Source organism: Pseudomonas defluvii, from assembly GCF_001695625.1.
In the GTDB taxonomy this organism is placed as follows: domain Bacteria; phylum Pseudomonadota; class Gammaproteobacteria; order Pseudomonadales; family Pseudomonadaceae; genus Aquipseudomonas; species Aquipseudomonas defluvii.
Genome location: NZ_MBPN01000003.1, coordinates 53,274 through 74,350, shown reverse-complemented (window position 1 = coordinate 74,350; position 21,077 = coordinate 53,274). Strand labels below are relative to the sequence as shown.

The 21,077-nt window shown below is 59.0% G+C and carries 20 protein-coding genes, 1 tRNA gene and 2 pseudogenes; 8 read left to right on the top strand and 15 right to left on the bottom strand.

All coding sequences use genetic code 11. From position 1 onward, the window contains the following. Window positions 1-510: 510 nt before the first annotated feature. Complete coding sequence (locus tag EKA13_RS01460; RefSeq protein WP_245704290.1) at window positions 511-969, bottom strand: barstar family protein; 459 nt, start codon at window positions 967-969, stop codon at window positions 511-513. Window positions 970-995: 26 nt separating this feature from the next. Further along, window positions 996-1,259 carry a contact-dependent growth inhibition system immunity protein gene (locus EKA13_RS28730; protein ID WP_065757758.1) on the bottom strand — a complete coding sequence of 88 codons (264 nt, stop codon included), beginning with the start codon at window positions 1,257-1,259 and terminating at the stop codon, window positions 996-998. Window positions 1,260-1,690: 431 nt separating this feature from the next. On the opposite strand from EKA13_RS28730, the gene EKA13_RS01455 reads away from it, so the two are divergent. After that, window positions 1,691-3,229: a tetratricopeptide repeat protein gene (locus EKA13_RS01455; protein ID WP_176717386.1), complete on the top strand. Its 1,539-nt coding sequence runs from the start codon at window positions 1,691-1,693 to the stop codon at window positions 3,227-3,229. A 515-nt stretch (window positions 3,230-3,744) separates the two neighbouring features. On the opposite strand, the gene EKA13_RS01450 is transcribed toward EKA13_RS01455, so the two are convergent. Further along, window positions 3,745-3,948: a hypothetical protein gene (locus EKA13_RS01450; RefSeq protein WP_065757756.1), complete on the bottom strand. Its 204-nt coding sequence runs from the start codon at window positions 3,946-3,948 to the stop codon at window positions 3,745-3,747. Window positions 3,949-4,125: 177 nt separating this feature from the next. On the opposite strand from EKA13_RS01450, the gene EKA13_RS01445 reads away from it, so the two are divergent. Together EKA13_RS01445 and EKA13_RS01440 are read left to right on the top strand one after the other, a co-directional pair. Then, window positions 4,126-4,446 (top strand): hypothetical protein, encoded by a 321-nt coding sequence (locus EKA13_RS01445; RefSeq protein ID WP_065757755.1) that lies wholly within the window; start codon window positions 4,126-4,128, stop codon window positions 4,444-4,446. Window positions 4,447-4,474: 28 nt separating this feature from the next. Further along, complete coding sequence (locus tag EKA13_RS01440; protein WP_065757754.1) at window positions 4,475-5,185, top strand: SOS response-associated peptidase; 711 nt, start codon at window positions 4,475-4,477, stop codon at window positions 5,183-5,185. A 21-nt stretch (window positions 5,186-5,206) separates the two neighbouring features. On the opposite strand, the gene EKA13_RS01435 is transcribed toward EKA13_RS01440, so the two are convergent. From EKA13_RS01435 to EKA13_RS01420, 4 genes are all read right to left on the bottom strand, one after another. After that, window positions 5,207-5,704, bottom strand: a complete 498-nt coding sequence (locus tag EKA13_RS01435) for a DUF2514 domain-containing protein (RefSeq protein ID WP_065757753.1) — start codon at window positions 5,702-5,704, stop codon at window positions 5,207-5,209. Next, window positions 5,701-6,240, bottom strand: a complete 540-nt coding sequence (locus tag EKA13_RS01430; protein WP_065757752.1) for a glycoside hydrolase family 24 protein — start codon at window positions 6,238-6,240, stop codon at window positions 5,701-5,703. Before EKA13_RS01430 ends, EKA13_RS01435 begins: the two co-directional genes overlap by 4 nt. A 41-nt stretch (window positions 6,241-6,281) precedes the next feature. After that, on the bottom strand, window positions 6,282-6,587 hold the full coding sequence (locus EKA13_RS01425; RefSeq protein WP_245704289.1) for a phage tail assembly chaperone: 306 nt from the start codon (window positions 6,585-6,587) through the stop codon (window positions 6,282-6,284). A gap of 119 nt (window positions 6,588-6,706) precedes the next feature. After that, a complete protein-coding gene (locus EKA13_RS01420) occupies window positions 6,707-7,642 on the bottom strand; it encodes a phage tail protein (protein WP_065757750.1) in 936 nt (311 codons plus the stop codon). A gap of 29 nt (window positions 7,643-7,671) precedes the next feature. On the opposite strand from EKA13_RS01420, the pseudogene EKA13_RS01415 reads away from it, so the two are divergent. Next, window positions 7,672-8,199 (top strand): annotated as a pseudogene (locus EKA13_RS01415) (tyrosine-type recombinase/integrase); the annotation flags it as partial. 99 nt (window positions 8,200-8,298) lie between these two features. Here the strand turns inward: EKA13_RS01415 and EKA13_RS01410 are convergent. The 5 genes and pseudogenes from EKA13_RS01410 to EKA13_RS28575 all read right to left on the bottom strand — a co-directional run. Then, a tRNA-Cys gene (locus tag EKA13_RS01410) sits at window positions 8,299-8,372 on the bottom strand. Between the two features lie 152 nt (window positions 8,373-8,524). Then, complete coding sequence (locus EKA13_RS01405; RefSeq protein WP_065757749.1) at window positions 8,525-9,724, bottom strand: GGDEF domain-containing protein; 1,200 nt, start codon at window positions 9,722-9,724, stop codon at window positions 8,525-8,527. Window positions 9,725-9,889: 165 nt separating this feature from the next. Further along, a complete protein-coding gene (locus EKA13_RS01400) occupies window positions 9,890-11,233 on the bottom strand; it encodes a dihydroorotase (RefSeq protein ID WP_065757748.1) in 1,344 nt (447 codons plus the stop codon). Beyond that, entirely contained in the window at window positions 11,230-11,643 is a 414-nt protein-coding gene (gene hisI / locus EKA13_RS01395; protein ID WP_065757747.1) for a phosphoribosyl-AMP cyclohydrolase, read from the bottom strand. Before hisI ends, EKA13_RS01400 begins: the two co-directional genes overlap by 4 nt. 132 nt (window positions 11,644-11,775) lie before the next feature. Beyond that, window positions 11,776-12,564, bottom strand: a pseudogene (locus EKA13_RS28575) (methyl-accepting chemotaxis protein); the annotation flags it as partial. Between the two features lie 466 nt (window positions 12,565-13,030). Between EKA13_RS28575 and EKA13_RS01385 the strand changes: the two are divergent. Further along, window positions 13,031-14,398, top strand: a complete 1,368-nt coding sequence (locus EKA13_RS01385) for an NAD(P)-binding domain-containing protein (RefSeq protein ID WP_065757745.1) — start codon at window positions 13,031-13,033, stop codon at window positions 14,396-14,398. 34 nt (window positions 14,399-14,432) lie between these two features. Further along, a complete protein-coding gene (locus tag EKA13_RS01380) occupies window positions 14,433-16,775 on the top strand; it encodes a trimethylamine N-oxide demethylase (RefSeq protein ID WP_065757744.1) in 2,343 nt (780 codons plus the stop codon). A 53-nt stretch (window positions 16,776-16,828) separates the two neighbouring features. Here the strand turns inward: EKA13_RS01380 and EKA13_RS01375 are convergent, their stop codons facing one another. The 3 genes from EKA13_RS01375 to EKA13_RS01365 are packed head-to-tail and all read right to left on the bottom strand — an operon-like array spanning window position 16,829 to window position 19,219. Next, window positions 16,829-17,569, bottom strand: a complete 741-nt coding sequence (locus EKA13_RS01375) for a PAS domain-containing protein (RefSeq protein ID WP_065757743.1) — start codon at window positions 17,567-17,569, stop codon at window positions 16,829-16,831. Then, complete coding sequence (locus tag EKA13_RS01370; RefSeq protein WP_065757742.1) at window positions 17,556-18,242, bottom strand: response regulator; 687 nt, start codon at window positions 18,240-18,242, stop codon at window positions 17,556-17,558. The genes EKA13_RS01375 and EKA13_RS01370 overlap by 14 nt, the downstream gene beginning before the upstream one ends. After that, window positions 18,239-19,219, bottom strand: a complete 981-nt coding sequence (locus EKA13_RS01365; protein WP_065757741.1) for an ATP-binding protein — start codon at window positions 19,217-19,219, stop codon at window positions 18,239-18,241. Before EKA13_RS01365 ends, EKA13_RS01370 begins: the two co-directional genes overlap by 4 nt. Before the next feature lie 362 nt (window positions 19,220-19,581). Between EKA13_RS01365 and EKA13_RS01360 the strand changes: the two genes are divergently transcribed. Together EKA13_RS01360 and EKA13_RS01355 are read left to right on the top strand one after the other, a co-directional pair. Continuing rightward, window positions 19,582-20,130, top strand: coding sequence for a dimethylamine monooxygenase subunit DmmA family protein (locus tag EKA13_RS01360; RefSeq protein ID WP_083199720.1), 549 nt, complete (start codon window positions 19,582-19,584; stop codon window positions 20,128-20,130). Further along, window positions 20,127-21,065, top strand: a complete 939-nt coding sequence (locus EKA13_RS01355; RefSeq protein ID WP_065757740.1) for a PDR/VanB family oxidoreductase — start codon at window positions 20,127-20,129, stop codon at window positions 21,063-21,065. Before EKA13_RS01360 ends, EKA13_RS01355 begins: the two co-directional genes overlap by 4 nt. Window positions 21,066-21,077 lie beyond the last annotated feature (12 nt).

The window sequence follows — 21,077 nt, the reverse complement described above, 5'->3', positions numbered from 1 at the left end:
GAACTCCACCCTCAAAATTTCGGAACTCTTGGCTTTCCGCACCACAACGAAAAAGCCCCGCAGACGTTAATCTGCGGGGCTTTCAAATATGGAGGCCGAGGTCGGAATCGAACCGGCGTAGACGGATTTGCAATCCGATAGAAAGAACCCCGCCCGCTGCGGCCTTGAGCCACTTTTCAGTTCCAAAACTTTTAGACTACCGTCGCCCTGAAAGCCGCATTCTACAAGGGTGCCCACTCTGAGTTTTGGAACCGATTTTTAGCCATCTCCAGCGTCCTGCACTCCACTTGACCGCCTGACTGCATCAGTACTGATCACTCGTTTGCATTGCACTAGACCAAGCGGTTGCATTCGATCTGACCACCGATTTCCATCGGATTCTACCAGTACGCTTAGTGTCCATGATCGGCTAAGAGCTTGTCATTGCTGCCAATGGCGACCGGCAGAGACCGACCCATGGCAGTCTCCCGCCAATTCAGCTATACCCCCTCCATTGGTGCGGGCGAGCCTCTAGACGCTGAAAGCTAGGCCCAGAAGCGGGGTGCCGCCTGCAACCGCAGTCCGCCAGTTTACAAAAGCTGCACATTCCACCAGCGCTTCGAATTGCAAAGGGCAGCGGCGCTTGAACTCTTGAGCGTTGTCAATGACCAGTGAAAGCGTCTGCCCGCGCTGAACGTGGATAGACGTCATTTCTGCGGCCGGGTCATCAAGATAGGAAAGACAATCTATCCAAGATTCCATATTGCCGCCGTAGAAGCTAGGGAAACCGAACTTTTCCGCGAAAACACTGTGAAATGTTGGCCAGTCAGTTATTTGGTCTCCGTCAACACGCACCATTGTCGGATAATCCTCTATCGCACTTAAAGGGCAGATATGCTGATTCCGCAAGGTGAAGTCAATTACTGGCTTCACATTTGCCAGCCTCAGCGCCTGAGCCACATGGCACCTTGGCTCTTTGCCGCCTTTCATGGAAGGCAGTTCACGGCCAGAAGCGGTCAGTTGTCGGCTCCGATAACTGCCTCAAGTAGCTGGCCATCGAAGTATTCCGTGTCATCGCGGGGCTCTGTATCCAACCGCCGTCTGGCCTCGGCCAACATTTGTGGAACTGCGATTCGCTGATTCAGAAAAGTGGCGACCATGAGATCTGAAAGCTCTTTAAAGGGCGTGTCCCAGGCATCTCGACAGCGTTGCAGTAACGTTGTCGACGCCTCTCCTTTCCAGGGGCCGATGATGCTGGTTAGTGTCGTCTGTTGGGGCATTGGCATCTGTTCGTGCTGATTGGGAAAAGGATCTTACCGACAGTTCAAACGCAGTGCGACCGGCCGCTAACGCCCCATTTCGGTCGTTTAAAGCGGACGGCCAGGGTATTGAACTGCGGGCGGTCATGCCAAGTTCCCCCGTGTAAGGCGCCTCACCAACCCGCACCGTCAGGAAGGTGTACCAGCCTAGTACATTGAGATTTTGCGATGGACGATGATCGTTGATCACGGCGTCCGTTTTGGACGTATTGCTACCATAATTCCCGTTAAAAACATGACCAAGGATGGTCAAGTCTGTGAAACTATTCACGCTCTCTCCGCAAGAAGCCCTAACCAGTATCTGGGCCCCTTCCTCAAAGCCTGTGACTGACCGGTTGAGTCACGGTATCTTGTCGCCAAACATCTATTCCACTCTCGCCTTCTGGCCACCTATGAACGACATCGAGTTTGCACAGAGCGTCAGCCTCGAACTGGCCGGGCTTTACGCGCAGGCAAAAGACCTGGCCTTCGTTACTCCAGGCTATGCCCTCACTCACTTACGCAGCTTTGCGGCGGTGTTCTGCGATGACATAGAGCCTTCGGCAAAGACTGACTCCAATATCGCCAACAAGATCGCAATGGTGCGTAACGCGCAGGGCTCTTCCAGGAGGGTACTATCAGCCCTGAACACCTTGCGCGACAGCGGGAACAAAGCTGCCCACCCGGAGGAATATCCGCCGGGCACTCTCGACTTGCCTTCGGCCGTGACTGAGGGGCTGTACCTCGCTCGTGAGCTTTTGGAGCATCTCTACTGGCTGAAAACCGGCAGCTCCGCCGAACCTGAATATGAGGTAATCGAGCCTACACTGCACATCCAGCGAGATCTCAGCTACAGAGCCATATTCGAAGAAGATGCGCAGTCTCGATATTTGTTAGGCCTCTACTTCAAAGACAAAGCTGATCGAGAGAAGTCCGATTATGGGTTGCATCGTGTTGATGACGGCTATGGGGCTGCCGGTATGCCCTCACGCGAAGCCATCGATCAGGCCATGCACTGGTTCGAATCTGCCGCCGAGAGCAATCATCCCGGTGCACGATATGAGTATGGCGCGTACCTGTTTCGACTCAAGGACAACCCTGACGGGACTCTAAGTCGTCGCTACGATCGTGGGCGCGGTGAACACCATATCTGGTGGGCATGCCAGGCGGGGCATGCGGACGCACAAGCCATGATGGGCGACTTTTTCTTTAATAGCACTGAGCATCTTGATCGGGATTATGAGCGCGCAAGAGAGCACTATCAGGAAGCCGCTGAGCAGTCGCACCCGCGGGCATTGGCTCAGTTGGGCAGAATGCATGAGCTGGGGCTTGGCGGACCGAAGGACCTCAAAAAAGCCTTCGAGTGCTCGCTGAAAGCAGCAGAATCTGGTTTCCCGCAAGCTCAATATCACCTGTACGTGCTGCATCGACAGGGGGACGCATTTGTCGGGGATCCCTCAATCGCCCTCCACTGGCTGACCGCAGCCACAGACCAACGCCATCCTGATGCCATGATGGCGTTGGCGGGGCTGATAGCCGATAAGAAAGTAGCGAATCGCAGCATCGCGGATGCAAAACATCTTTATGAGAAGTGCATCAACACCTCGCACCTTCGGATTCGGGCCCTGTACGCGTATGCCAATCTGGTGGCGACACACTCTGAGGACCTTCGAGAGCTGGAATCAGCATGCAATTGCATTTTGCAATGCGCGGATGAAATCCAAACCAATCCTGACTACCGTCACTCGTTACCGGGGTGCAACAGGATATATCGTGTTCTCCTGAACAAGCAGGAAGCTGCCATGTCCCGTGAATTCCCCGATTTTCGGTTCCAATTTGGGACCACGGAACCTGCACAGGGAGCATGGGATTACACTGGTCCGAAAGTCGGCAGGAATGCCCCATGTCCCTGTGGCAAAGGCGCTAAATACAAGCATTGCTGTATGAGATAAAGAGGTGCTTGCAGCCCTAGTCGGCCTGGAAGTTATTCAATTTGAATCTGGTTCTGATGGCCAGATGTTCTTCAAACCGCATGCTTTCCATTGCTGAGTCTGGGTAGAGTTGGTGTAGAAGGTTCGGAGTTCGACATACAAGGCTGCACTTTAAAGCAGCATGAGGCCTACGGCTTTGAGTGGCTGCTTCTGGCCGGCTTCTGCCGGTCGTCACTACGGCTCGCGCCGGTCAAGTCAGATGCGCATGAATGGTCCGTGACAATGCAAGTGGGTGGTAAAGTCCATGCAATTACGCACCTGCTGAACGCCCCCATCCTATACCGCAGGTAACGTGAGACTTATCAGGCCTCTACAGCACCAAGGTTGCGAACCACTGAGCGAAATTAAAATTTCGTTTTCAGCTTGCCGTCCGCTCGAAAATACAAATCGAAACTATTCTTTCGATTTTCTGAATGCCTTCCCTGTATAGGGCTGGCCGATGCCTCGGCGGCTACCCGTCAACCGCACACGCCGCCTCAGTGCAACGTACTCCCTAACCCGCCAAGTACCCGCTGCTGATACTGAATCACGGCCTGCATTAGCGATTCGACCTCAAGACGAAGCCGATCAACCTCTTCCGGAGAGAGAACGCCTTTGGCTTCGTTGTGTCGGCGCATTGCATCCGCGGCCTGCTGCCATAACGGCTCACCGGCTTTCATCTTCTCTTCTAGGTCGTCCATGACTGTGCCCCGATCATTCGATCAGAGCAGTATAGGCCTGCTCACACGTCACTCCCCTACTCCGGCGTTCTGCCGACCGCAAAACCCTCCCTCAGTCGACACCTCGTCGGCTGATGCTGGTCGACCGGCGCCGATCGAAATACTGTATGTACACACAGTCAATTATCAGATACCACCATGGAAATCGACACGACCGGCTTCGAGCTGGGCATACCATCGCGCGAAGAAATGCTGGAGCACCAGGTGAACCTGCTGCGGGCTGAGTATGAAGATGCAGTAGAGGCGCTGACGAAAGCACGGAAGGACATTGAGCACCTGGTGCGGCTGCTTGACTCTGCCATTGAACAAGTCGCGCGCCAGAAGGCGGGCTGGGCGCAAGCCGAGTACATCCTCACCGACTTCCGAGCCGAAAACGCCAGGCTGGAGAAACGCATCGAGGAGCTGTACAGGGAGATCCGAGGGCTACGCCGGAAACTCGCCGGGCCAGCAAGAGCCTGACTATGCTCATGGCTCGGAGGTGAGCACTATGTGCGGACGAATTTCTCAGTACCGCGGGCTCCACGAGTTCGCCGACACGCTGAGCATGGATGGCGCTTGGCGGAACAACGTCGGCAGCCAGCCCCTTACGCGATACAACATCGCCCCGTCCACGCCTGTGGCCGTGATGCGGGTGGATGATGCCGGCCTACGCGCCGACCTGGTGAAGTGGGGATGGCGACCGCACTGGGCAACAGATCGCGCGCCACCCATCAATGCCCGGGCCGAGAAAGTTGCGCACGGCCCGTTCTTCCGAGCTATCTGGCCCAACCGCGCCATCACACCCGTGGACGGGTGGTTCGAGTGGGTGGATGAAGGCGGGCCGAAGAAGCAGCCATACTACATCCGCCGACGAGACGGGCGTCCAGCACTGTGCGCCAGCATCGGCCAGTTCGCGAGCAGCGATCATGACGGCTTCGTTATCATCACTGCCGACGCCCAGGGCGGCATGGTCGACGTGCACGACCGAAGACCGGTGGTGCTGGCCCCCGAACTGGCCCGGGAATGGCTGGATCCGGCCACGCCCAAGGAACAGGCGGAACAGATGGCCCTCAACCTGGGCGAGCCTTCGGAGGTTTTCGAGTGGTACCGGGTGAGTACGGCCGTCGGCAACACCCGGAATCAGGGTCCAGATATCATCCTGCCTATCAGTGCAGTGGGAGCTTCTGGCGGCCAAGCGCCTGCAACTGGTAATAGATGACTGCCTGGAACAATGACTCAGTCAGTTGGCCAGGGCGTTATAGGACGCCTCGCAGGTCAGTCCGGCTATTCGGGCTCGGTCATACGCTTTCGCCAACTCTCCCGCTCGAGTATCAGCCCGTGCGAGCAGCTCGGAGAGCACCATAGCGGCGCGGGCGGCTGCTTGGCCTCGGGCGATAGCGGCGGTATCCGTGGCGGTGCAACTGACGGTGGCGGCGAGCTTGGCAGCGTCGTCGTGCAGCCGCTGGCCAGCAGCATCGGCGCCAGCAGCGCCAGCGTCAGCAACCAGGTGTTGTTCCTTTGCATGGGCTCTCGCCTCCTCCTGCGCCGTAGCGCGTCGTTGTTCTTCTTCCCGGGCGCTACGCTCCCCCAGCAACTCGGCCTGGCGATCGCTGCTGTCGCGTTTCGCCGATGTAGCCATGGCCTCGGCTCGCTCGACTGATCGGCCATGCTGGTAGACGAACCAGTACGACCCGACAACCAGCAGCAGACCGAGCACTCGGACACCCCAGCCGCTCACGCCGCCATCTCCCCACCGCAAGCAGTGAACATCGCCAGCAGGTCATTCTCTGGCACCTCCTCCTGCTTACGCTCCTCGGAGTAGACCTCAAGCAGTCGCGCCAGCTTGTGCTCACGCTGGCCATATCCAGCACCCGGCAGGCTCGCCCAGATCGGGGCGGCAGCTGCGATGGCCTCCTGAATCCGGCCGGCATGAATATCTGGCAAAGCCTTGCACTCGATCAGGATCTTGATAGCGGCGAGGTCTTGGGCTTCAGGGATGAAACGCCCCTTGAACCCGTAGTTCTTCACAATCGCATCCCAAGTACGCGACAGGAACTGATAGCGCCCAGCAGCCGTACTGCTGATGTTGTAGCGCGGAAGGCGAACCAGCTTGCGTGGATGGCCTGCATAGCCCACGAACAATGTGCCGCCCACAAGGACGTTGTACCCGTCATCACTGGACTTGATCGTAGAAGTGCCCTCCGACCAAGCCAGCATGTCGAGGAAGGCGAGCGCGTTCTTGCTGCCCGCCAGGGAGTCAGAAATCTTGGCCATGGTTTTCTCCAGGCGAAAAAAAGCCCCGACAGTGCGGGGCTCTATTGGTGTTGTTCGACGATCCAGGGCGGCGCCACTGGCCGGTGTTCGGTCAATGGGAAGTCAGGCGATTGCGGCCAATCCCGTAGAGCTTGCATGTAAACCAGCAGCTCCTGGAACTGCTCAGCTGTCAGCGTGGTGCTACCGCCGATTTCCAGTTGATCGCGGTGGCGATCTCGCAACCAGACCGCCTGGGCCAGCACACTGTCTCGCCATGCGCGCTCCAGCGCGGCAACTTCTTCGGGAGTCAGAACAAGATCGACAAGGTAGGGGGTGCCGTCTTGCCGGTGCGCACGCATCTTCCCCATAGGGGGATTTGCAATAACCTTATCAATTGTCTCAGCGTGGATCGGTATGACGTCATCAGGCATCAAAGCGTGTACGGCAGCAAAGTAGATCGACCCCGTAGAGGGGCTATAAAACCTGCTCATTTTCCAAACCCCCACCATTGAAATTGGTTAGCGATCCCCGATACGAATGGAATAGAGGACAAGCCAGAGAGCGCGAGATCCTTGAATGTGATGTTGTAATTGACATTGCTCGGGGTAGCGTGGGTGTACTGACCCTGAATCCCATATGCTCTGGTCGTGTACGCAATGGGATAGCTGATAGTCCCTGACAGTGCTGAGGCCTGAAGTCCCCAGTTCACAATCCATCCACCGAGCCACGACGGGAACGCAATCCCACCATTAACCCCCCAAATCGCATTGAAACCCCAGCGCAATTTTTTGGGTGTAACGATCACGTCGTCTACTTCGCCGGCATCAACCTGGGCCTGGGAACCAATCTTCGATACGCCTAAGCTGATTTCTGTTGCCTTGGCCGCTAGGGGTGCCAGGGCCGCCACGTCGATGTTCCCCTGATTGACCGGCGCATTCCAGGCCTTGATGCACCACATGACTGCCAAGTTACGAGGACGAGTTTCAGCTGCGGTTCGAGCAACTAGCGAGTTGTCAAAGTTCAAGTATCGCAAGGCTACAGAGCCAGAGGTAATGCCGTTTAGCACGTCGCCTGGCGTAAACGGTCCACTCGTATCTGTTTCACTAGCAGTAGAAACGACGCGGCCGAGCTTGCCAGTTATTTTCTGCGCAGCATCAAGCTGCAGGCTGCCCAAGGTCCGACCCGCATCTACTCCTCGACCATGATCCCAGCCGCGCAGAAACTCACCACGCGAATCCGGCAACCGGAAGTAACCGGCAGGCTCGTCGCCCTGGTTGAACGTCGTACCGAGGTAAGCGGCCAGATCGGGATAAACCGCACTGCTTTGCACGCTGCCATCAAGCTCAAGGAACCCGGGCGGTACAGCGGCCTTCGTAAACGCCAGCACCGCACCTACCGGCAACGCCGAGGCTTCGGCAATCAAGTCCTCAACTTCTGCCTTGTTGAAGGTATTGGCAGGCGGTGTATGAGGAGGCTGCAGCGGAGCTGAAGGATGCGATGGACTTGGCATACCTGACCGGTCAACGGCCAGCGGACGTGCTATCCATGCGAAAGGACGATGTAGAGGGGATCTATCTGCTGGTCAGCCAAGGCAAGACTGGTAAGCGGCTGAGGATCCTCCTGGAAGTGGATGGCGTGAACAACAGCCTAGGCACCCTGCTGGAGCGCATCAAGCGCAGGACCAGCAATCACCTTTCGCCGTTCTTCATCCTGAGCGCGAACGGCAAGCGGCTCTCGTGGGAGATGCTGCGTAACCGCTGGCAGGATGCCCGAGAGGCGGCAGCAGCGAGGGCGCTCAGCGAAAAGCAGCCAGAACTGGCGAACCGCATCACACAGTTTCAGTTCAGAGACATTCGCCCGAAGGCCGCATCCGAAATTACCGATCTGGCCGACGCCAGCCTGTTGCTGGGGCACTCGAAAGAGAGCATCACCGAGCGTGTTTATCGTCGCGTCGGCGCCATCGCCAAGCCCTCAAAATGAGATAGTTTTGGGACTGGCCTCTAAAAGTTTTGGGACTCTTGGCTTTCCGCACCACAACGAAAAAGCCCCGCAGACGTTAATCTGCGGGGCTTTCAAATATGGAGGCCGAGGTCGGAATCGAACCGGCGTAGACGGATTTGCAATCCGGAGCATAACCACTTTGCTACTCGGCCTCAAATGTCCGAAGCTGCTATCGCCGCTTCAAACTCGCTTCAACTCTTTGTTATCTAAAGAGTTTTTGCTGACTCCCTGTGGAGTGAGCGGGATTATGTACTCGTTTTTTGACCTTGGCAACCCCTTGTTCACATTTTTTCTTCTAAGCGCGCTAACCGGGTGCCTGAACACTGTCGCGGGCATAGCCTGCCGAGGCTTCTGGTGCAGCAGGTGCCAACCGCACCGTGTTTCGCCCGGAGGCCTTGGCCTCGTAGAGGGCGACATCGGCCCTGGCAATCAGGCTCGCCGTGCTGTCGCCTGGCTCGGGGGTGCCGCACCACACGCCGGCACTGAAGCACACCGGGATACTCAGCCCATCGACTACCGCCGGTGCCCTCGCCAATGACATACGCAGTGCATCGAGAACGGCCAGCGCGCCCTCGGCATCGGTAGACGGCAGCAGCACAAGGAATTCCTCGCCGCCATAGCGGCCAATGAGGTCCGCATGACGCAGGCGTTTCTTCAAGTGCCGCGCACAATGGACAAGCACCGAGTCACCGACAAGGTGACCGTAAATATCATTGATTTGCTTGAAGTGGTCGATGTCGATCATCGCCACCGCCAGGCTGGCCCTGGTCAGATACGCGCGCTCCAGTTCGTCCGAAAACCGCTCCAGGATCGCCCGTCGATTGAGCATGCCGGTCAATACATCACGATGGGCCATGTGCTGCAGCTTCGACTCACTGCGCTCCTTCGACAGCAACACCAGGCCGAGTGAGTACATCATCACCGTCGCCGTCCCGATACTCACGGAAATGGTTTGCGTCAGGTTGCTGACGTTATATTGCATCTCGGCTGCGCCACCGAGCAGGACCGCCACCACACGCATGCCCAGTCCGATCAGGCTGATGCTCCCGCCGATAATCAGCAATACCTGCGCCCTGCCCCCGGGCTCGCTGTACCGGTAAGCCAGACAAACAATCAACAGGCATTGCAGGATCAGCACCAGCGATGCCGCCAACATGCGCAGTTCCAGGGTGTCGATCAGCAGCGCCATCGACACCAGCATGACTAGCGGCAGGCTGAACACGCGAAGCCAGGGCACCGTCAGGTCACGAATCCGGAAGATACTGATGGCGTAGTAACCCAGTGCAATCGACAACAAGGTGTTGGCAGCACCATAGGTGAGCCACAAAGGGCCGTGCCCGTAGAGGGTGTAGCAGACATAGGCTGCCGCATGGGCAAGCAAGCCGACCCCGGTGGTCAATACACCGTCACGCTGGTTGTACTGGGCCACAAGAATCAAGCAGAACGCCATGATGGTTGCCACAAGGGCAACGGAGGCAAACAACGTTGGCGTATGCGCGACCATGGCAGCTCACTGCGTCCTTGAGGTGGGGATACCGCATAAGCGCCAGAGCTTGCGCTTACACCGCCATGCTGGCAAGTCTTGCCGGCGTCATGCTACTCAGGGTCGAAGGCTGGCCGCCAGTGACCAGCCTCAAGCACAGCCTCTATCCACGCCTCTCAGGGGCATTTACCGGCGAGGGGTGAAAGACAGCGGCAGGCCCTGGCAATCATCGAACAGGCGGCCCTGGTGCCAGGCCAACTGTCCCGAAACCAGGGTGGTGGCCACACGGTGATGAAATGCTCGACCGCTGAACGGCGTCCATTGGCAATGGGCAAGCAACGGATCGAGGTCGACAGCGCGCGGCTGCGCCAGGCGCTCGATCAGCACCAAGTCCGCCCAGTAACCTTCGCGCAGGTAACCCCGCTCCGAAATCGCGAACAGCTCAGCGACGGCATGGCTGGTCTTTTCCACCAGACGTGTCAGCGGCAACAGGCCTTGCTCAACCAGTTCCAGCAGCGCTGGCAACGCGTGCTGCACCAAAGGCAGGCCGGACGGTGCCTGACTGTAAGGCGCGCTTTTCTCCTCAAGGGTGTGCGGGGCATGGTCAGTGCCGATCACGTCCAGGCGATTGCCCAACAAGGCCTGGCGCAAGGCATCGCGGTCCGCCTGGGACTTGATCGCCGGGTTGCACTTGATGCGGTTGCCCAACGCCGGATAGTCACGGTCGTCGAACACCAGGTGATGCACACAGACCTCAGCGCTGATGCGCTTTTCAGCCAGCGGCTTGTCCTCGAACAGTGCCAGCTCACGGGCGCTGCTCAGGTGCAGGACGTGCAGCCGCGTACCAAAACGCCGCGCCAGCTCCACCGCCAGGCTTGATGAGCGAAAACAGGCCTCGACATTGCGAATCTGCGGGTGCAGCGCGGGGCTGATAAGGTCACCGTAGCGCGCGCGAAACTGTGCTTCATTGGCAAGAATCGACGGCGTGTGCTCGCAATGGGCCAACAACACGGTCGGCACACAGGCGAACAGCCGCTCCAGCAGCAACGGGTCATCGACCAGCATGTCGCCGGTAGACGCGCCCATGAACACCTTCACCCCCGACACCTCGCGCGGGTCAAGGCGGGCTACCGTCTCAAGGTTGTCCTTGCTGACGCCAAAGTGAAAGCCGTAGTTGGCCACCGAACTGCGCGCAGCGCGGGACTTCTTGTCGGCCAGCGCGTTCAGGTCCAGCGTTGCCGGATGGGTATTGGGCATGTCCATGTAGCTGGTGATACCACCGGCCACGGCGGCGCGTGACTCGCTGGCGATGCTGGCCTTGTGCGGTGCGCCAGGTTCGCGAAAATGCACTTGGTCGTCGATCATGCCGGGCAGCAACCATTGCCCGGCGGCATCGATTTCCACGCTGGCGTTGCGCCCCTGAATGCTGCCCGCGATCTTTTCGATACGACCATGGGCAACCAGCAGGTCAGCGTCGACGATGCGCCCTTCATTGACCAAGCGGGCATTACGGATCAGCACACTGCTCACGGCTGACCTCCCGGGGCACCCTGTACCTCGATCTGCTGACCGCAAATCACATTGTAAAAACAGCTTGGGCGCCCGGTATGGCAGGCAGGCCCGTGCTGTTCCACCTGCAGCAGGATGGCATCGCCATCGCAGTCCAGACGCGCTTCGATCAATTGCTGGACATGCCCGGACGTATCGCCCTTGCGCCACAGCTGATGACGACTACGCGACCAGTAACTCACCCGCCCGGTGGCCAGGGTTTGCTCCAATGCCGTACGGTTCATCCAGGCCAGCATCAGTACCTGGCCCGTGTCATGCTGCTGTGCAATGGCCGCAATCAAGCCCTGCTCATTCCAGGGAAGGGCATCGAGTGCTTGTGAAAGGGGGTAACGAAAGCCCGCCGGGGCCTTCTCCAACGCGAGAAGCGACATGCTGAGGCACCTGATTCCGGAAAACAATAATGTTACCTTATAACATTAATTTTCCAAGTGCCGTCTATACCACATCACTGCGTATGACGACTGTCTAGCCCATGCGCGGGTGATGGCGGTTCACTCGTCTCGTTTGAGCATCGTCTGAATCTGCTGTACCGACTCCTGGGTACGCTTGGCCAGGTTGCGAACCTCATCGGCCACCACAGAAAAACCGCGCCCCTGCTCACCAGCACGGGCGGCTTCGATGGCCGCGTTCAGTGCCAACAGGTTGGTCTGTTCGGCAATCCCCTTGATCGCACCTGCCACCTTGGCGATTTCTCCATAGGTGTTCCTTATCGTGTCTTGCTCACGGGTACGCAGGGCTTCAGCAGCCTTCTCGTCACTGATGTCACGTACCGCACCCACCACCCTGAGCAACACACCTTGAGCATCGCGCAAGCAACAACCACGCTCGCGGTACCAGGTTTCACCGCGGGTTTTGTGCCGCATGCGGTATTCAACGGTGTAGGTAGACTGAGCCGAGTTTTTAGCCGTGCACTCAGCAAACACCCGCATGACATTTTTCAGGTCCTGCGGCTGCGCAACGGCAAAAAAACTGTCCCAACCATCTGCGAACTCTTCAGGGCTGTAGCCGATAAGCTGGCGAAACTGGTCAGACCACCGGATTATGTTCTTCGGATGATCAGCATCACCATTAACGACCGTAAGGTCCCAACACCCCTCTGTCAGCGCCTGCCTGGTGAGCGCCCACGCCTGCTCATCTTCTACCCGACGATTTTGCACCTCGGCCGTTGCCGCCCGTTCTTCGCGGCAATGCGCCAACTCGGCCTCAAGTTCAAGACGCTGATGCTCGACATCGGCCAATTGCGCGAGCAAACGCTGATAGTCCTCGGCGCTGCAAGGCGCCGTCGGCACCATGGCAGCCTGACGCTGCCACTGCAGATGAGCGTGCCATTGCTCGCTCAATGCCTGAAAAACGGCAAGCAATTCAGGTTGACGCTTCAACCCCACGGCCTGACTGATATCTGCCGGTTGTTCGACCAACAGGCACTTCATCATGCGGGTAAGTTCAACGGCCAGCGCGGTTGCGGAATGTCTGAACCACATGGCGACTTCTCCTGACAGTGAACACTACGCTCGCTCGCGTTGTTCTGGCGAGTGCGTGGGAGCAAACGCCTGTCGGACTATAACAAGGGGCTTCGCGCCACACAGATACCTCTTTGTGGGTATATCGCCAGTGGTTTCTATCAAGCTACCTCTTTAGGCATACCTCTTTTTCCGGATTGAGCAGAGATTCCTTTTGGGCAAGTATTTTTCCGGACAGGAATTATCGCATCACTGATGCGGAACACGCTGATGTCAATTCGGACTAAGAGGCACACCCATGAACTCACGCGTTGCAATTATTGGTGCAGGCCCCTGCGGCATGGCACAACTTCGGGCGTTTCAATCGGCTCGGGACAAAGGCGCTGCCATTCCCGAACTGGTCTGCTTCGAAAAGCAACAAGACTGGGGCGGCATGTGGAACTACACCTGGCGCACCGGCCTGGATGAAAACGGCGAGCCGGTCCACGGCAGTATGTACCGCTACCTCTGGTCGAACGGGCCGAAAGAGTGCCTGGAGTTTGCCGACTACACCTTTGAAGAGCATTTTGGCCGACCGATCGCCTCTTACCCTCCCCGTGAAGTCCTCTGGGACTACATCAAGGGCCGCGTCGAGAAAGCCGGCGTACGCGATTACATCCGCTTCAACACGGTGGTACGTCAGGTCAGCTTCGATGAGCACACTCAGCGCTTCTCCGTTCTGGCCCATGACTACCAGAACGATACCGAGACCCTGGAAGAATTTGATTACGTGATCAATGCCTGTGGGCACTTCTCGACGCCAATAGTCCCCTACTTCCCAGGTTTTGAACAGTTTGCCGGGCGTATTCTGCATGCCCATGACTTCCGCGAAGCACTGGAATTCAAAGACAAGAACCTCTTGATTGTCGGTAGCAGCTACTCTGCCGAGGACATTGGCTCGCAGTGCTACAAGTATGGCGCCCGCAGTATCACCAGTTGCTATCGTACCTCGCCCATGGGCTACAACTGGCCATCGAACTGGGAAGAAAAGCCCCTGCTACAACGCCTGGAGAACGACCGGGCCTACTTTATCGACGGCACCAGCAAGCCGATCGACGCGGTGATTCTGTGCACCGGGTACAAGCACCACTTCCCGTTCCTGCCTGAATCGCTGAGTCTGAAAACCGACAACCGCCTTTGGCCGCGCAATCTCTACAAGGGGATCTTCTGGGAACCCAACCCGAAGCTGATCTACCTCGGGATGCAGGACCAGTGGTACTCCTTCAACATGTTTGATGCTCAAGCCTGGTATGCGCGCGATGTGATCCTGCAGCGTATCGCCTTGCCTGACGCAGCCACCCGCAACGCCGACTGCCTGCAATGGCAGGCACGCGAAGCCGAGCTGCAAACCAACCAGCAAATGTTCGAGTACCAGGGGGCGTACATCCAGCAACTGGTGGACGCAACGGACTACCCAAGCTTCGATATCCCGGCAGTGAACGAAACCTTCCTGCAATGGAAGCACGACAAAGCGACCAACATCATGGGCTACCGTGATAAGTCCTATCGCTCGCTGATGACCGGCACCCAGTCACCGCCCCACCATACCCCCTGGCTCGAGGCGCTGGATGACTCAATGGAGGCCTACCTCAGCGAGCCACACGTTACCGTCAAATCCGCCAGCTAAGCCGCCCAGGTACTCAGGACACAGGAGAAGCGGCATGCAAGCACCGCGTATTTCACGACCATGGGAACCCGGGCTGCTCACACAGACAGCGGCGACCGAGCACTACCGGGTCAACGGCGGCGGCCTGACACTGGTCGAGCTGGGCCCGGGCGATACCCTGCAGATAACTGATGTCGAGGGCCTCCAGCCTTGCGAGGTCATGGCCTTCAGCACCAGGATCAACCCAGCGTTGGCGAGCCTGGGGCTGATCGCTGGCAGCGGTTTCGGCTTTATCCAACAGGCGCTGGCAGGCAATAGCCGACAGGTGCAGCGCATACTGCAGGCACTCACCAAACGTGGCTTCGACACCCAGCGCCTGCCTGGCGCAGGGATGCTGTGGAGCCTCGACTCGGCGGCAGGCTACAGTCGCCAGTTCACCCTTGGCGAGCCACTGCTGCTGATTATTGCCGCGCCGGCTCACGCAACGTCAGTGGACTCCCAGCAAACACCCAGTGAACTGCGGATACGGGTGCATCGTGCCAATCCCTCGTTGGTTCATGTGCCCACGCTGCCAGAACCGCTGGCCGACCTGGTGGACGAATTCACCTTGCCTGCCGGTAGCGCCCGCAGCTATGCCGTGAGCAAGGGGCAGTACATCCAGGTCATCGATGTCGCCGGGCGCCAGTCCTCGGACTTCGTTGCCCTGAACCGTCGAGACTTGGACAAGGGCCTGGAGTTCGACCTCGACCAGACCGTTACCCGCACCCTGAACGGCAATGCCTATCCAGCCCCTGGGTTGTTCGCCAAGTTCTTCGATCGGCAGATGCGGCCCATGCTCGAGGTTGTACGCGATACGGTTGGCCGTCACGACGCCTTTGCCCTGGCCTGCACCGCACGCTACTACGAAAGCCATGGCTATTTTGCCCATGACAACTGCAGCGACAACCTCAGCCGTGCCCTGCAGGCTCATGGTGTACAGGCTCGCAGCGGCTGGCCGGCGATCAACTTCTTTTTCAATACGGCCATCGACGCCCATCAACAGATGGTCATGGATGAGCCCTGGTCGCGGCCGGGTGACTACGTCCTGATGCGGGCCATGAACGACCTGATCTGTGCCAGTTCCTCCTGCCCCGATGACATCGACCCGGCCAACGGCTGGAACCCGACCGATATCCATATTCGTGTCTACGCCGACAAGGAACGATTCTCTATCGCCATGGCCAATCGAAAAACGGCGGATGCCGACCCGGTGCTGACCCAAGAGACAGCATTCCACTCCCGCACCAGCGCCTTGACCGGCAGCTTTACCAATTACCGCAACTGTTGGCTGCCGCTGCGCTTCGATGGTTTTGGGGCAATCGACGAGTACTACGGCTGCCGTGAGCGCGTTGCCGTCATGGACCTGACCGCACTGCGCAAATTCGAGATCCTGGGCCCCGACGCCGAGGCGTTGCTGCAGTACTGTCTGACCCGCGACATCAGGCGCCTGGCCGTCGGCCAAGTGGTCTACTCGGCCATGTGCCATGAACATGGCGGCATGCTCGACGACGGCACATTGTTGCGCCTTGGCCCGGACAACTTCCGCTGGATCTGCGGCGAAGAGTACGCCGGGGTATGGCTACGTGAACAGGCGCAAAAGCTCGGCATGAAAGTCTGGGTCAAGTCCGCCAGCGAGAAGATCCACAACCTGTCGGTGCAAGGCCCGCTGAGCCGTGAGCTGCTTAAACAGATGATCTGGACACCCGCCACTCAACCCGGGCTGGACGCTTTGGGTTGGTTCCGCTTTCTGGTCGGACGCCTGGACGGTTTCGACGGCTGCCCGGTCATGGTTTCCCGTACCGGCTACACCGGCGAACTGGGCTACGAAGTATGGTGCGCACCGCAGGATGCGGAACAAATCTGGGACCGTATCTGGGCCCTGGGCCAACCCCTGGGGATCGTGCCCCTGGGGCTGGAGGCCCTGGACATGCTGCGCATCGAGGCTGGGCTGATTTTTGCGGGCTACGAGTTCACCGACCAAACCGATCCGTTCGAGGCCGGTATCGGTTTCAGTGTGCCACTCAAGAGCAAGACTGATGACTTTATTGGCCGTGAGGCCTTGCTGCGGCGCAGTGCGCATCCCACGCACAAACTGGTCGGGCTGACACTGCAAGGCAATGAAGTGGCTCATCACGGTGATGGCGTGTACCACGGGCGCGCGCAGGTCGGTGTTATCACCAGCGCCTGTCGCTCGCCATTGCTGGCCAGCAACATTGCCCTGTGTCGGGTCGATGTGGCCTACGCGGAGCCTGGCCAAGCGCTGCAGGTGGGTAAAGTCGATGGTTTGCAAAAACGCATCGACGCTACGGTCTGTGCGCCTATCTTCTATGACCCGGACAAGAGCCGCGTGCGCGCCTGACCCGGCACGCTCACCGGAACACCTACCGACGCCACAAGGTCCATCGCCGCTGGCTAGCCAGCGGCGACTGGCCGCACCTCAAAGATCGCGCCTTCGATACCCAGCACCTCGCCGCCATCGGTGAAAATGCCCGTGCCCTCTTCCTGCACCCACTTGACCGTGCCATCGGCGCAACGGATCTGATACGTCAGCGAATACGGTTCGCGCCGGAGCAATGCGGTTTGTACGCCATACCAGATGTAATCAGCGTACTCCGACAAGATCAGCCGACCATAGCCGCCGGCGTCCCGGTCCTCGATAGCTTGCGCGCTGAAACCGGTCAGTTGCTCACACCCTCGACTGACGAATTCCATGCTCCACTCACGATTGATCCGGCCGCGATAAATCATGAACGGCAAGTTGTGCAACAGGTCGCTGGCACTGCGATGGCTGGCCAGCAATTGAATTTCCTGCTGACGCCGAGAGGTGCGGTCTTGAAACGACAACAGGGCACAGCCGGCCTTGAACCGGCAATACACCTCACACCAGAGCACCCCGTTGCCCTGATCGATCAGCCGCAGCTCAAGGGATTGCGCTACGGGTTCTGGCGTTTGCCAACGGGCGATGAAGGCCTGCCACAGCGCTTGGTCTTCATGGTGAACCGCATCGCTGAGCAGGCTGCCGACCGTCGGCGTCATACGCTGTGACCAGTGGGCGTTGTGCCCGATGATCCGTGCCTCGCCATCGAGCACCACCAGTGCGACAGGAAAGTCATCCAGCAGGTTGGCCACGCTCGCGAACTCAGTGAACGGCATTGGTCCTCCCTCCGACAAACGGGGTAGCACAGTTCTGGTGAACCCAGGCCGCCAATTCAAGGCGTGAGCGCATCTGCAATTTGCGCATCAGGTTCTTCACGTACACCTTCACCGTCCCCTCGCTGATCCGCAGGTCACGGGCAATGAGTTTGTTGCTCAACCCATGGGCAAGCAGGTTGAGGGTTTGCTTCTCCCGCTCGGTGAGGCCCGCGAACTGGCCATGGGCCGCGCTTGCGGCATCGCTGACGGCTGTGCCGGAAGCATCCGCGAGCAAGGCCACCAGGCTCTCGTTGAGCACCGCCGAGCCTCGGCCACAACAGCGGACATAGTCGAGCAACACCTCAGGATCGGTGTCTTTAAGCAAGAAGCCCTGAGCCCCGAGGCGCAACGCGGTGACCAGTTCCACCCGGTCAAGCGAGGCCGTCAGCACGATCACCTGACATTCACACTTGAGCCGATTCAACTCCTCAAGCACCTGCAGCCCCGTCATGCCAGGCATGTGCAGGTCGAGCAAGACGCAATCGGGCTTGAGCCCCAGCACCAGGTCGATCCCCAGCAGCCCTTCTGCCGCCTGCCCGACCACTTCATGGTCGCCGCTGTCGGCGAACATTTCCGAAAGGCCACGGCGGAACAAGGGATGGTCATCAATCAAGACGATCGATGTGTGATTCATGGGTGACTCCTCAAGGAAAATGCCTCAGCTGGGAGCACCAGCGCCAGGCGAGTGCCTCCACCCTGGCGTGCCCCGACCTCAAACCCGGCGCCGATCAGCGCCGCCCGTTCCTGCATGATGGACATGCCAAAATGCCCAACCTCATGTGAAGCCGGTTGCAGCCCGATGCCGTCGTCCTCGACATGCATCAACACCCCGGCGGCATTGTCACGGACAAGGCTGATCCAGACATTGCGCGCCCGCGCATGGCGCAGCGCGTTGACCAGTGCCTCGCGAACAATTTGCAGCAGCTGCAGTTCGACGTCGCCCGACAACAGACCATCGGGCAATCGGTTGTCCAGATGAAACACCATGTTGCTGCGCCGTGAGAGCTCCTCGACGGATTCGCCGAGAGACTCACGCAGGGTTTTGCCGTTCATGGTCAGCCGCGCTTCACTGATCAGTTCGCGGACTTGCCGCTGTAACCTCGACAGCCCGCCCTTGAGCACCTCGACGATGGCCAAGGCCTTGTCTGGCTGCTGTATACGACGCTGCAGCCGAGCGGTCTGCAGTGACAGATAGGCCAGCTCCTGGGCGACCCCATCGTGCAATTCCCGGGCAATCATCGACTGCGGTACTGCACGTTGGCCGGGTGATAGCAGGGAGCCTTTGAATGCATGCAGCAACACGCGCTCAATAAAGCGGGCAAGCTCCAGCAGCAGCGTCCGCGCGCCCTCGGGAGCGACCTCCACGACACTCATCGTCAACCGTCCATGCCCCTCTTGGCCGGGCACGTGAACATTGACCGCACGTTCGTCTTCGGGCGCGGCCGGCATGTGCAGGTCCAGGTGCAGGCTCGCACCCACAAGCAGGCTGGAGGCTTGGGCAACAAAGCCCTCGAGCAGCAGATTGACGTCCTCTTCACCCAGCAGGGCAAACAGCAATTCGGTTTGCAGTAACGTCAACGCCTTCTGGTCGATAGCCGCGTACTCGCTCATTGGACAATCCGTCAAAGACCCTCCTCCTGCATGCCGACAGCGGTGTCATTGCAGGATGAATCAATGAGCAAGTTCCGTACCCCTTTGCATTACCCCTTAAGAGGTACTCCCAATGAGCGAATTGCCAGGTAATTCCCTGTAGGAAACTATATCTACCAACAGGAAAGAGCGCCCTGAGCCATCCGTGCAAGGCGCAGGCGCTGCCCGAGGCGAAACAGCGCGCACCAACAGAAGGCCTGAAGGCCTCGATTGCATCAAAGCGTTGCACGCGACCTTACGACTTGACCCTGCCACTGATGAGCCTATCCCGCCTGGCCAGTCCTTCAGGCTTGCCAGGGTGATCCACCCAGCAGAGAGCGCACATGGCCAACTCAACGGCAAGCCCCCATGCCCCATTCAAAAGCGTCCCTTACTACCCGCCCATGGCAATCAATCCCGATGCCCAGTGCCACCTTTTGATCAGCGACGGCAGTGACTTGCCGCGCACACAGGCACTGGTCAGCCGCCTGGCGCAAACCCGACAGGTCGACTGCCTGGTTCTGGGAGCCGCGGACAGCCCTTCGCTGCAGAGCCTGCAGCAGGTCCTGGAGCAGCGCTTTGCACGCCTGCATGTGGGTGTGCAACTGCATGTGCTCGGCAGCGAAGCCTTCATCTGGGCGATCCATGCACAGGCCATCACGCACGGTTTTTCGAACGACGAAATCAGCCTCTGCGCCCCAACCGAAACCGTGCAACGCCCTGTTTACTGTGTGCACTGCTCCAGCGTGCACAGCCACCCGCTGGCCGACGCGGTGAAATGCCCGGCCTGCGCTGTTGCCTTGGAGGTGCGTGGGCATTTCTCACGACGCTTGGGTGCCTACCTGGGCGTTTGCCTGAATGCAGACGCACCCTACTCGGAGTTGCCAGCATGAATGACGTTATCCAGGTACGCGTGCAGGCTGCCATCAACATCACCCCGGTGATTCGCGAGATCACCTTTGAAGCCGTCGACACCGCCCTGCCCCCTTACTCGGCAGGCAGCCATATCCAGGTACATGTTCCGCTGGCACAACGCACCCTGCGCAATGCCTACTCACTGCTGAACGCACCTGCAGGCCGCACGGCCTATCGCATTGCCGTGCGCTTGCAGGAACACTCACGCGGCGGTTCAAGGTACCTGCACGAAACCCTGAAGGTGGGCGAAGTGCTGAACGTCTCTCGCCCCGCCAACCTGTTCCCCATTCATACCCTGGGTCGTCATCACATCCTGATCGCCGGGGGTATCGGCATCACACCGTTTCTGGCCTACAGCGAGCACCTGTTATGCGAAGGCGCCTCATTTGAGCTGCACTACGCCTATCGCAGCGGCCTCACCGATGCCTATGTGCAGCCGCTGGCCACGCGCCTGGGCGACAGGCTGCATGCCTACGACAGCCTTGAGCGGCCACTGAACCTGGCACCGATCCTGAGCAACCAACCACTGGGCAGCCACCTGTACATCTGCGGGCCGCAGCGACTGCTGGCCAGCGTCCGGGAACAGGCCAGTGCCTTGGGCTGGCCGGACGGACGTATTCACTGGGAAGCCTTCAGCAGCGCCGAACCCGGCGTACCGTTCAGCGTTGAATTGGCACAGAGTGGACGGCGTATCGAGGTCGGCGCTGACGAAAGCCTGCTCGAAGCCCTCGAGGCCAATGCGGTCGAAATTCCCAACCTCTGCCGTGGCGGGGTTTGCGGGCAATGCGTGACCCGCTACGTGAAGGGCGATGTAACCCACCGCGACCACTTCCTTGCCGCTACCGAGCGCGCTGACCGCCTGATGCCGTGTGTGTCCCGCGGCTGTGGCAGCTCGCTGGTGCTCGACCTCTGACTTTTGCCTGGA